At 47.6% G+C, this 13629-nt stretch carries 3 protein-coding genes; all 3 read right to left on the bottom strand.

The window, feature by feature from the left end; translation table 11 throughout:
* Nucleotides 1–201 precede the first annotated feature (201 nt).
* Nucleotides 202–9813, bottom strand: a complete 9612-nt coding sequence (locus HXT36_RS06075; protein WP_421778787.1) for a fatty acid synthase subunit beta domain-containing protein — start codon at nucleotides 9811–9813, stop codon at nucleotides 202–204.
* Nucleotides 9814–10042: 229 nt separating this feature from the next.
* Nucleotides 10043–11704: an acyl-CoA carboxylase subunit beta gene (locus HXT36_RS06070; RefSeq protein ID WP_421778786.1), complete on the bottom strand. Its 1662-nt coding sequence runs from the start codon at nucleotides 11702–11704 to the stop codon at nucleotides 10043–10045.
* On the bottom strand, nucleotides 11701–13548 hold the full coding sequence (locus HXT36_RS06065) for a biotin carboxylase N-terminal domain-containing protein (RefSeq protein ID WP_421778785.1): 1848 nt from the start codon (nucleotides 13546–13548) through the stop codon (nucleotides 11701–11703). Before HXT36_RS06065 ends, HXT36_RS06070 begins: the two co-directional genes overlap by 4 nt.
* Between the last annotated feature and the right edge of the window lie 81 nt (nucleotides 13549–13629).

Here is a 13629-nt window from a genome sequence, read left to right as displayed (position 1 = left end):
TATTTTGAACGCAAATCGCCATAAGCACCTTGAATTTTCCGCAATTTTGCACGTAAAGAGCTATTGTAACACTTTTGCAATTTTTACAAAAGTCAAAAATATAGAGTATTTCCCAAAATATAGCTGCGATATTAGCGCTCAGGTAGGTCGTGGCGTTCGCGCGCGAACGCCACGACCTACCTTCAAGATTCTACCTGAGCGTTAGCAATAATAGCCGCTTGCATCTAAGCGAGCATCTGGGTTTAGCAGCATAGCTTTTTCTGCTTCATGCCCATCGTAGCGCGATCCATCTGGCATGCGCGTGCCGTCTTTAAGCAAACGGCGATTTTCCACAGGCTCAAACAGTTGCACATGACCCATCATGCCCTCTTGCAAAAGTCGATGGCCCGCAGCCAAACGCGCATTTGCCTTTGCTTGCCACTCGTTAAGCGCATCCACACCAGCGCTAGCTGCCACAGCAGCCTCAAACGCACCAGGATGTACAAGCGCCACGAATCCGCTAACGTGCCCAAATCCAAGCGATGTAGCAAGAGCCGCTTTAACAGAGCCAATGTGAATCCTCTTTCGCAACCAAACCATGTGGTCGTCGCGCGCAAGCTTAGGATCCACGCAATCAAGCGAAGCATTGATTGGGACCCAACCACTTCTAAACAGCTGAGTCAAGCCATTAATCTGGAACACACATGCGCCACCCTTTGCGTGGCCAGTAAGCGACTTTTGGCTAATCACAAATAGCGGATTTCCGCTTGTGCGCCCAATCGCGTGTGCAAGCGTATTGTGCAACTCAGACTCGTTCGGGTCGTTTGCGTTTGTAGACGTATCGTGCTTAGAAACAACAGCAATATCGTCTGGAGTAACACCAAGCGCCGCCAAATCGTGCACAAGCTTGGAATCGCGGCCGCCCAATCCTGCAGCGAGCGCACCCAATCCTGGAGCTGGAATCGAAGTGTGAATACCATCCGCGTACGAGTGAATAAATCCAACTACGCCAGCAACAGGCAATCCAAGCTTAAGCGCAATATCTCCTCGCGTAATAAGAATCGTGCCGCCGCCTTGCGCTTCCAAGAATCCTCCGCGCCTGCGATCATTAGCACGCGAGAAGAATCGCGGATTTATGCCCTTTTCGTACATTTCCTCGCTGTTTGCAGTGGCATTCATATTTCCAAAGCCAACAACGGACTCAACGCCAATATCATCAATAGCGCCTGTTACAACAAAGTCGGCTTTGCCAAGCGCAATCTTATCAACGCCTTCTTCTAGCGAAACTGCAGCAGTGGCGCATGCCGAAACTGGCTGAATCATGTTTCCATAGCCGCCAATATACGTTTGCATTACGTGAGCTGCAACAACATTTGGCAACGCTTCTTGAAGCACGTCTGTAGGAATTTCGTGATTTAGGAATCTATCCAAATACAGCTTTCGCATAGACGTCATTCCGCCAAATCCTGTGCCTTGAGTCGATGCAACAAGAGATGGATGCACAGCTTGCAAAATTTCCGAAGGCGTAAATCCTGCGCAGATGTAGGCATCAACAGTAGAGACTATGTTCCAAAGCGCAATCGGATCTACGCTTCCAACCATCGAAGCTGGAATACCCCACTTTAATGGGTCGAAGCCCTTAGGCAATTGCCCACCAACAGTACGCGTCATGGCTGCTCGCCTTGGCACGCGAATCATGGATCCAGCTTTGCGCGTAACAATCCATTCGCCAGACTCTGGGTCGCTAGAAATCTCTGTGTGCTCTTCGTCTAGCGCAACATATTCGCGCGCAATTTGCTCTGTAGCAACGTTGAAAGATACATCGTGGTCGAGGAAGATCTCGGCTTCTTCTTCGTTCGCTCCATCCTTGTAGTCGCTGCCCATACCAGTCTCAAACGGCCTTATTCCCGAGCGAGCCACTACCTCATCGCGATACTTTTCTGCAATGTCTTCTTCTGGCACAAGCGTGCCTTCCGCATCGTACCATCCTGGCTTTGGCGAGTCTTGCCAAGTTAGCAAGCCCATGCTCCAAGCCAATTCCAAAACAGCGCCTGCACAAAGCGAAACCGTTCCGTCATCTTGGATTGACTGCTCGGCACTAAAGCGCGTACGACCAGAACCCCAAGGGCCAATCTCGCCAACAGAAACTATAACGATTTGGTCTTGCGGCTTTGCTGTTACGTTCTTCCAATCTTCCAAGTTCACGCTTGCTTGAGTTGGAATATTTGGAGACGGAAGAGCCTTATTTAGAGACTTGACTTCAGACTTGATTGAAGAATCGTTTGCAGCATTCTGATTAGCCTGCTTACGACTATTCTCTTGCAAAGCTTGAGCTTTAAGCTCGTTCAAGTCAAGAGGCTCCGAGCCTAATCCACCTGTTAAATCAACATCTAGAGGTGCCTTTGCAGCAAGCTCGCGCGCATCTTTAGTGCACAAGTCAAGCAAAAGATTTGCCATCTGGCTTGTTGTAAAGGTTTTTAAGCCACGGCTTTCAACAGCTTCCACAAGAGGATCATTGCCTCCCATTAAGCCAGTTCCGCGCACCCAGCCAATCTTTGGATGAGCAAAAGTTACGCGATTCGACCACACTTTTTCTGCATGCGCGCGGTTAACAATGGCATCGAATGCGCTCTTGACTTCGCCATAAGCTCCGTCGCCGCCAAAAATACCGCGATTAGGCGATCCTGGCAACACAACGTGCATACAATGCTTTACATCTGTATCTGCTCCGATTTGCGCAAATCCTGCGATTGCGCGCTCAACACCCCAAAGCATAAGCCTGGATTGCGATTCAAAAAGCGCACCAGAATCCGCCAAAGTTCCACTAACTGGCGGAGCTGCAAATGGGAAGAATAGAGTTGGATTGTAAGCAGGCTTCAAAATGGTAGTTGTAGCGCCACTAACCTTCTTAGAAACTGTGCCAACCCACTTTACAAGAGCGTCAACATCTCTATAACTAGACAAGTTTGCTGGAACAAGCCACAATTTAGCCGAAGCTGTTGCGTGAAGTCTGTAAGCTTCTTTAGCCCACTTTTTTACACTCGGCTTAAAGCTGTGAGAAGTGGCAATAACCGTAGCTCCGCCTTCTAGAAGACCAGTCACAACTCGTGCTGCAATAGAATTTGGCGCAACGCCTGTTACAACAGCAACGTCTCCTTCAAAGCAATTTGAGAAGATTTGCGAATCGTCTCCATAATGCTCATGATTACGCAACTTTGGCAAATCGCTAGTAGACTTTAGAGCATCTTTTGCAACTTGCTCAAAAATAGAAGACAATACGTTGCGATTATTACCGTCGAATTTATTATCTTTGCACTTTTTAGCAAACCACTCAGCTTCGCGAGCGGTTGCGCTCCCTAATCCAACAAAGCTACCGTAGCGGTTCAAAATTTCGCTAACTTGCCCAAGATCTTCGGAATTATTCGCGCAAGAATCATACCCAGAATTGTAGTAGATACGCGCCAAATCTTCGCGAGCGCTAGCCCAGCGGTCGTCGAAAAGAATCGCCTTGCGCTCATCAAATCGAGGCTCCACCTGCTTTGGCCAATCCGCTCCAAGCTCAGCTTCTACAGCTGCAACAACAGCCGCATTTTCATCCGCTTCATCTTTTACTTGAGGAGTCTCAACACCAAGCTTTGATAGCACAAACTTAGCAGTAGCAGCCAAAACGCCATCCGCGCCAACAACCTGTTGCGCAAAAGCGTCAAGTGCTGCAGAATCAACAACCGCGCCACCTGCAGCGCCAGATCCTGCAGAACCTGGCTGAGCAAGAGTAATTCCGTGCTGTTTAGCAACTTGATTAATCGCAGAATCAATCAACGCTTGAGCTGCAGAAGCGTTCTTTGCTGGCTGCGTAGAAAGCTGCGCCAAATCGCCTCCGCGAACGCTTGCGCCAGAGCGCGTTTGCAAAACAAGCGCCGCCAAAACGTGCGCACGCCAGCCTTCGCCAAGCTTATAGACTTCCGTAATTCGCTTATCTACTTGAGCAGGCTTTACACCAGCTGCACCAAAAAGCGACCTTAAACTTTGCCTTACAATGTCGCTAAGAACGGCACCAAAAGCCTTGTAGCGAGGAGCTGCAGAGTTTACTAGCTTGCTAAGAGCGCTCATTGGAGCTTCCGCAGCGCCGTCCACGCTAGGCACGCCAAGCTCGGAGCTTATGTCCATTAAAAGCTGGTTTCGTCTAGAAGATACGCCGTTTGTTAACGTATCCGTTGTGTCGGCAGCGCCAATTTGGTCTGCGCGAATCTTTGCACTGTATGCAATCAGCATCTCAATAGCATCCGACGCCTTAAATGCAATATCTGCAACAGAGCCAGATGGCACATTTGGCACTGCATTTGATGCATTTTGTACAGAATTATTTGCATTATTATTTGCATTTATTTGAGTAGATGCAGAAGCAGATGCAGCACTTGCCGTTGCGGTTGCTTGCGACTTTTGTGCAGCCTCCTGGGAAGAATCGCCAGCCGCCACCTGCTCATTAGCCGCGCTTTCATCGTCTTCAAAAACTTCTGGCACAAGCGAATCTGTGTCTGTTTTATAAACACGACTCTCGTCTCGCCCAACGTTATAAACAGCAACACGCTGACTACTAAACTCTGGCAATGCAAGCGTTTTTGCACCAAGATTTGCCAAAGTTGGAGCATTCGCTAAACCAACTTCAACGTATTCTTCTACACCTAATCCGCCGCAAGAAGTGCTAGAGAACATAAGCGCTTGCGTTTCAATCCAGCGAACAGGGGAAGCAAACTGCCAAGAAAGAAGCTCCGTAAGAAGCAATCTGCCAAGCTTTTGCTCGTCTGCAGCATAAGAATCCCAAGTTGCATCATCTTGTAAAGCCGCTTCAATACGCTCTGAAGGCACAACGTCTAGAATCTTTTGCGCAAATTCGCGCGTAAGCTCAAACGGGCACGCAACCAAGTTTGGAATGTAGCGTCCAACAAGCACTGAGTAGTCAATATGCTTTGGAAGAAGCGAATCCAGCTTATCGCGGAACTCTGGCACACCTTTTCTAAGCAGCTTGGAATGGAATGGCACATCAATTCCTGGAACCAAAATAAACGGCGGCTTTCCACCATATTCTTTAGCACGCTTAGCGGAATCTTCGGCCAAAACTTTAAGACCTTTTATTGTTCCCGCAATCGCATACTGCTGACCTGCCAAATTGTAGTTTACGATTTGCAAGAATTCGCCAGTTTGCTTAGAGATTCCTTCAACGTACGCGTTTACGCCATCGTCTCCTACGCCAAACTGGTTTGGACGCAAAGCTCCCATTCTATAGTTGGATCGGCCTTGCGCATCTCGCTCAATCAAATGATGCATTGTAGATCCGCGATGGAACACGAGTTCCAACACGGTTTCTAGCGGAATAATTTGAGCGAAAGAGCTTAGCGCATTGTATTCACCAAGCGAGTGGCCAGCAAAGTAGGCAGGCCAAATATCGCATCCAGCTTCACGCAAGCGAGCAGTTTGTGCAAAAGCAACAGTAGCGAGCGCAACTTGCGTAAATTGCGTTAAGTTAAGCAAGCCTTCTGGGTGACGATACGTTACGCCATTTGCTGTTAGTTCCTTAGGATTATCTCGAACAACAGCAAGAATTGAGAATCCGAGCTTTTCGCGAGTAAGCTTATCGGCGCGCTGCCAAGTTTCGCGCACAGCTGGCGATTTTGCACGCTCATCTAGCGACATACCTTGCTTTTGAATACCCTGACCTGGGTATACAAAGGCGGCGCGCGGCGAGCCTGTAAGAGCGCTGGCCTTAGAAACAACTTGCCCATTTACGCGGCATGTTACTTCTAGCGCAAGTCCTGCGCGTCGAACTTTTCCTACGCGCTCAACAGTTATCTCAACCTTATCGTTAAGCTGCACCATGCCGTACATGTTGTACGTCCAGCCAATCAACTCGTAGCGCGCGCCTTTTTCATCCAAGGCTTGCGCAACGTGCTGAGCTGCTGCCGAAAGCCACATTCCGTGCACAAGCGGCGCTTTAAGCCCAGATATTGCAGCGCCTCTGTAAGAAGTGTGAATTGGGTTAAAATCGCCAGAAGTGCGCGCAAACGCCGTCATGTCTTTAGGCGCGCTCAAAACAACTCTTCTAAGCATTCTTCTAGGAGTTGCATCTACATCATATTCGTGCAAATCCGCTGCATCTCCGTATTGCGCAGCAGGCTTTGGCAGCGCCGCACTGTAGCTGCGACCGCGAATCGCAAATCGTTCTGTTTCGTGCGCGATTTTTGTTCCGTCTTGTGCATTGTGAATTATGTGTATTGTCACTACTCGACCAGAAGCTGATTCGGCATAATCTTCTGCCCAACCAGTGAGGTTTATGCGTGTTCCAACATATTTTTGCAGGTCGTCTGTAGATACATCTAACTCTATTAAATGGTCTAAATGAACTGCGTTAAGCAATCCTTCGATTACTGGGTATCCGTTTACCATTACGGACCCCAAAGCAGAATAAATTGTTGGCCAAGCAGGACCAACTAGCGCGTCTGGAACAATTCTAGACGGCTGCAATCCGCCAGAAAGTCGCCCAGCTGTAGCAGATTCGTGATCGATTCCAAGATTTCTAGAAAGCGTGTACGAAGACTTTACTACGCCAAATGGCGATTCTTCGCTTTGCTCGCTTTCATCTACTTTAGGCATTTCGCTTAAAGCATCTCCCGTAATCGCAACGTTTCCAATGCCTGCTGTAGCTGCAAGCATCTTATAAACGTGCTTTGGCAAGCGATCTCTATCTACTACTGGCACGCCTCCTGCGCGATTTGCATCTACAATAAGCGGAATCACAATGCTTCGCACAGCATGATTCTTATTGCTATTATCAGCCTTACTTGAATCGTTAGCACTTGAATCGTTGCCGCTTAAATCATCCCAGAATGTGTCTAATTTAATATCTAAATCAAGCTTAATTACGCTATCTTCTTCACTAACAACGCTTATAACGTAGTTTTCGCTATCATTTTGCGTTTTATAAGCAGGATTAGAAGTTAGGTGACCAATCCAAGAGATATTCGGGCATGCGCGCACGTATTCTTCAACGTTTTTTGCGCACGCGATTTGGCTAAACGCACTTTGACCAAACGCATTCTTATTGCAATTTTGCGGCAAATCGCCAGCAGCCGAACGCTTTATAACCGCATCTTCAAATCTTCCCAAAATATCTGCGATTGGCTCATCCATTGTTGTTATTCCAGCAACAGAAATCGGCCCAGGAATTACGCGAACAGCGTCTGCCGAGTAGCGCGAATCTTCCGACTGCCAAAGCTGATCTTGGCCCCACCAGCGAAGCAAATCGTTGTCGATTACTGGCACAAACGGCATTGGCTTAGGGTATTCGCGCACCAAAGTTGGGAACCATGCGGCATCCATTGGAATAACGTTTGTTTGCGCTGCATCTGGGAACTTTTCAATAAGATTGTTCAAAGCTTCTTGAGGATTTTCAAAAATGATTTTAGAAGAAGGCAAGCTTGACTCAAATTCGCCAGAATCTTGCAACGCAAAACGCGCTTCGATTCTTTTAAGCAAATGAGCATATCGATCCGCATACGTGGAATCTGCCCACGGGTAGCATAAGTCGAGGAATCGCTGAGCAAATTGCTTGTATGTCATGCTTTCAACATTGCCAAAATACGGCTTTGCTGTTGTGTTAAGAGCAGCAATAACCTCGTCTTTACGTAACTCAAGCTCTTCTGGATGCTTCATCATGTGCACAAGAAGCCTTCCACAGCGCGCAGATGCATTCTCAATCTCGTAAATATCTGCGTGCAAATGGCTTAATCCGCTTGTTACTCCGCCAACAACCTTTCCAGAAGGCACCCAGCGCTCGCCAATCGGAGCAAACGGATCTTCACTTGCGCCAAGACCTTCCACACACGCATCATTTGCTTCTGTAATTCCAGGCGTCTCCACCAACATGCGCTTAACTTGCGCGCTTGTGTGCGCTTCCTTTGCCGTCATTGCTGCAGTGCCAATCATCACAGCATCTACTGGCATATTTGGCAAGTCGTACTTATTGGACCATTCGCCACTAATGTAGTCGGCAGCTCGCGAAGGAGTGCCGATTCCGCCACCTGCTACAAGCACCAAATTATTGCATTCGCGCACTTGAGCATAAGTGCTAATAAGCAAATCGTCTAGCGACTCCCAAGAGTGGTGGCCGCCTGCAGATCCGCCTTCTACTTGCGCAATAATCGTTGCTGGCTTAACAGCTTTTGCAATGCGAATAACTTGACGAATCTGATCTACTGTTCCTGGCTTAAAAGCAACATACGGGAATCCATCTTCTTGAAGAGTTTTAACAAGTTCCTTCGCTTCGTCTAGCTCTGGGATTCCTGCAGAAATAACAACGCCGTCGATTGGCGCTCCCGAAGCGCGCTTTTTTGGAACTATACGCTTGGCGCCAAATTGCAAATTCCACAAATAGCGGTCCATAAACATGGCGTTGAATTCTACAGTTGCTCCCTCTTTTAGCTGCTTTTGGAGCATTTCCACATGCTTGTTAAACACTTCTTCTGTTACTTGGCCACCGCCTGCAAGCTCCGCCCAGTATCCCGCGTTTGCAGCAGCCGCAACGATTTGCGGGTCTACGGTTGTTGGAGTCATGCCTGCAAGAAGAACAGGAGCCTTGCCCGTTAGCTTGCTAAACTTTGTAACTACTTTGCGCCCTAATGGCGTTTCTACTACGCGTGGTGCAAAATCCGCCCAGCATCCCGTTCGCAGAGAATTTGCGGAAGAAGCATCCATTGTAGACGCATTAGCGCGATACGCCATTGTTCCAGCTTCTACGATTCCAGCGCCACTTCCCTGAACTAGCACGCTTGTAAGCTTTCCAAGCACTTCTCCAGGACCCATGTCGATTATCCACAAATCTTTAGCAGATTTGCCCAGATTTGCCAAAGTTTTTTTGATTTGACTTGCCCAATCCACTTGTTCTACTAAAACTTGATTTGCAAGACTTCTAGTAAGCTCGGCATTTAATCCAGCTTCTTTTGCCCATTTTTCAGCGTTATCTACCGCTTTGCTCATCATTGGCGAATGGAATGGCACTGTAACGTCTAAGTACTCTGCGATTGGCGCAAAAACCGATCCGCCGCGCATCTTCATATCTCGTAATTTTTTAGAATGAGCCGCTTCTTTTTGTGCTTCGCTTAAAACGGCCTCCATGTCTTGCGGATAGCCCGATAACACCATGTGATTTCGCGAATTTTTAACTGCTATCGAAACTTCGGCACGCTTACGATCCACGCGAGAAATCAAAACTTCTGCCTGTTTTTGAGTTACGCCTTTTAAGGAAAGCATTGGAGTAGCATTGCCGTTTGCGCTTATTTCCAAAAGCCGCGCTTCGCGATCTGCAGCCGCTCCGATTATGTACGCAATCGCCAAAAGTTCCGCGATTTTGCTTTGCGCTGCCTGCCAAGAACTAGCCTCTAATCGCGCTTCTACCATTTTTGCAGCAATCACACCTTGAGAATGACCAAGACTTGCGATTGGCTTGCAAACTTCAAAATTGTACCCAAGATTCGTAAAATCGCTAACAGATGCAAGCTGCGCCAATGTGATTCCTGGAACGCTTATTTGAGCGTCTTGCGTGCGCTCGTTTGCAGATTCTAAAGCGTCGAATACGTTTATGTCTTTTCCTGCGTTTGCTAAAAGCTGCGCATATATGTTGTTTAGAAGTTTTTTGGCGCAATTGTTATACTCGCGAAGCTGCGCGTTTAAGTCTTCATCTTTTTGCGCGTCTTTTAACGCTTGAACCCACGGCGTGGATTGCCCTGCAAAAACTAAAATATGTGGATTTTGTGCAAGCTCATCAAATAAGTATTTTGTCATTTTATTTCCTTTGTTTGTGGGTTTACGTTTTATTTTTAAGATTTATGTTTTGTGTTTTGATTATTTGTGACTTTGATTATTTGTGACTTTGATTATTTGTGACTTTGATTATTTGTGACTTTGATTATTTGAACTTGTTGCTAGTCGCGTCCGCGGCTGCTTGCGACTTTTGCGCGGCTGCCAAATCATTCTCAAATCACCCTAAAATCACCCTCAAATCACCCTAAAATCACATTGGCTGGTTTCCATGATGCTTCCCCGTTCTCGAAACGCGTTTTTTACTTCTTAAAATCTTCAAAGAATTAGCAATAACATCTCTTGTTTGCTCAGGATCTATCATTGCGTCAATCTGGCCAGTTTCCAGCGAAAGATTCGCGTTTACAGTGGTATTTTCGTAATTCTCAACAAGCTTTTTTCTTAAAGCGTCAACATCTTGACCGCGCTCTTTTGCTTTTTGCAAATCCTTGCGATGAATAATGTTCACAGCTCCTTGAGCGCCCAAAACCGCTATCTGGCTGGTAGGCCAAGCATAGTTAAAGTCTGCGCCCATAGACTTTGAGCCCATTACAATGTATGCTCCACCAAAAGCCTTGCGCAAAATCACGGTAACAAGCGGAACTTGCGCGTTTGCATACGCGTAAATCACCTTTGCGCCTCTGCGAATGATTCCAGCGTGCTCCTGGTCCGACCCTGGCTTGTATCCAGGAGTGTCTACAAGAGTTACAACAGGAAGATTAAACGCGTCGCACAATCGCACAAATCGCGCTACTTTTTCGGAAGAATTAACGTCTAAAATTCCCGCGTTTACCTTAGGCTGATTTGCCACTATTCCAACAGGATGCCCGTCTATGCAAGCAAAACCAACCACTGCGGACGCCGCGTAAAGCTCTTGAACTTGCACAAATTCGCCATAATCTACGATTGCGCGAATAACGTCTAAAACGTCGTACGGCTGGCGATCGTTGCTCGGAACAATAGTCGCAAGCTGCTTAGCGGTTTCTCTATCTGCGCGAGTGGCAGCGTATGCGAATGTTGGCGGATTTTGATTGCAATTTTGCGGCAAATAAGCGAGGACTGTGCGCGCGTAGTCAATGGCGTCTGCCTCGTCTTCGCCCAAATAGTGAGCAACGCCCGAAGTGGAGTTATGCACATATCCACCACCTAAATCGTCCATGCTAATCGACTCGCCTGTGGCAGCCTTAACAACATCTGGACCAGTTACAAACATGTTGGAATGCTCGCGAGTCATGATTATAAAATCCGTAAGAGCAGGGCAATAAACTGCGCCACCAGCACAAGGTCCTAAAATCAAGGAGATTTGCGGAATTAAACCGCTTGCTTCACAAGTTTTTTTGAAGATTCTGCCATATTGCGTAAGCGCGTTAACGCCTTCTTGAATGCGAGCGCCACCCGAGTCGATTAGCGCAACAACTGGAACTGCAAGCTGCAACGCCATGTCTAAAAGATGGCAAATTTTCTGGCCTTCAGCGCGCCCAAGCGTGCCGCCACGAACGGAAAAATCCTGCGCATACACGGCCACTTTTTTGCCGTACACTTCGCCAAAGCCAGTGATTACAGCACATCCTGCAACATCGTTATTTATGTCTCCGCCGTTAAAGCGGCCGATTTCTTCAAACGTACCCGTGTCAAAAAGCAAATCCAAACGCTCTCTGGCAGTGGATTTTCCTTTTGCATGCTGGCGCTCTAAAGCATTCTGCTCGGCATCTCTAGCAAGGCGAGCCGCGTGTTCTACGGCTGCTTTTCCGCGCTGAGGCTGCGTATTTTGCGTAGTTTGAGTAGACTGAGCAGACTGCGCATTTTTATTAACTTGCATATCATCTCTATTAACATCTTTTGCAACTTGTGTAGCATCTTTAGTAAGCGCACTCATTTTGCACTACCGCCTTTAGTTACGTCAATTGTTACAAGCTTTTCGCCTGCTTCTACACCATCTCCAGGCCCTACAAAAATGCCAGTAACTACGCCAGCTGCAGGTGCGTAAACGTAGTTTTCCATTTTCATGGATTCAAGAACAGCAAGTAGGTCGCCTTTAGCTACGCTCTGACCTTCTGCAACGTTTACGCGCGTAATCACAGCTTGCATTGGAGCAGAAATCACGCCAGGAGCGTCCTTTGGCATTTCCGACTTGTGAGTATCTCCTCTTAAGCCTCGCCCTCTAAGCGGCTGCGATGCGCGAACCGTGCTTCTAACTCGTGCAGAGCCAGTAAGATTGTCTACAATATCTTGCGGAATCGTAAGTTTTACGCGCTTATTATCTACTTCTATTACAAAAGACTCCATTTTAGTTGGCTTATTTTGCGCGTCTTCACCATACTTATTGGAATCCAAAGAAGCAGGCTGTCCGCCATTTGCCGCTGCAGCAGTGCGGTTCAAATACTTGCGCTCAAGCCATTTTGTAGAAATATCAAAATCGTGATCTTGCGCTGTAAAATCAGGGTCGTTAAAAATCTGATCAAAAAGCTTAGCAGGAGTAGGCACTCCCTCAATGCAAAGCTCCTTAAGCGCGCGCCTTACGCGAGCAATCGCCGCATCGCGATTTTGCGCCGTAACAATAAGCTTGCCCATCATGGAGTCGAATTTTGGAGACACGCTATCTCCAACTTCTACGCCAGAATCCACGCGGATTCCAGGACCAGATGGCCACTCTATTTTTGTTAGCGTGCCTGCGCTAGGCGTAAGATTCGTTGCTGGGTCTTCCGAAGTGATTCTAAGCTCAAAACTGTGCCCGCGCGAAGGGTGATTTTGCGTAAGCTCGCCGCCGTCAGCAATCGTAAGCTGTTCGCGCACAAGATCTAGTCCGCTAACTTCCTCACTAACTGTGTGCTCCACTTGCAATCGTGGGTTCACTTCCAAGAAGTAGACTTTATGTTGAGATGTCACCATATATTCACACGTGCCCAAACCAACGTAGTCAACAGCTTCAAATAGGTTACGAGAATATCGGTGAAGCTGCGCGTTCTCGTCATCGGTAAGGAATGGCGCTGGTGCTTCCTCAACCAACTTTTGGTTTCGGCGCTGCACCGAGCAATCGCGCGTGGAATATATGGTGAAGTTTCCATGTGAATCGCGGCCAACTTGCGTTTCCACATGCCTGGCCTTGTCTATAAAACGCTCAATAAAGTACTCGTCAAGGTCGCCGCCTTGCAAAGCGTCGTGGTTCATGTAGAATCCGCGAAGCTCGTCATCGTTGTGCACAACGGTTATTCCGCGGCCGCCGCCGCCATCCGTGCGCTTCATCATAACTGGGTAGCCGTGCGTTTGCGCAAAAGTCAGCAATTCTCTAATGTCTTTTACAGGCTCCGATATGCCTGGTACGGGCGGCACTTTAGCGCGAGTTGCAACGCGGCGCGCGGTTATTTTATCCCCCAAATCAATAAGCGCTTCTGGCTTCGGGCCAATCCACACAGCGCCAGCATCAATCACCTTTTGCGCAAAACTCGCTACTTCCGATAAAAATCCGTAGCCTGGGTGTACAGCATCTGCGCCGCTTTTATGTAAAATGTCTATAATAGCGTCTTCGTTTAAATAGGTGTCTCTGTACGTGTCTCCAGAAAGCGCGTACGCTTCGCTTGCCATCTCAACAAACTGTGCTTGACGGTCGGATGCCGCATAAATAGCAACAGTTGGGATTCCCATCTCTTGAGCAGTGCGAATCACTCTAAGCGCGATTTCGCCGCGATTTGCCACAAGTATTTTTTTGATATTCGTAACCATACGTTACAAGTTATAGGAAATTTGGCTTATAGTATCCGTGAATCTGAACAAAACATTATGCGATTTTTTGTAAACTTCTCC

The organism is Gardnerella sp. DNF01144 (assembly GCF_049244245.1).
Classification (GTDB): Bacteria; Actinomycetota; Actinomycetes; order Actinomycetales; family Bifidobacteriaceae; genus Bifidobacterium; species Bifidobacterium piotii.
Note: the sequence above shows the minus strand (reverse complement) of the source record. Positions and strands in the feature narration are given on the sequence as shown.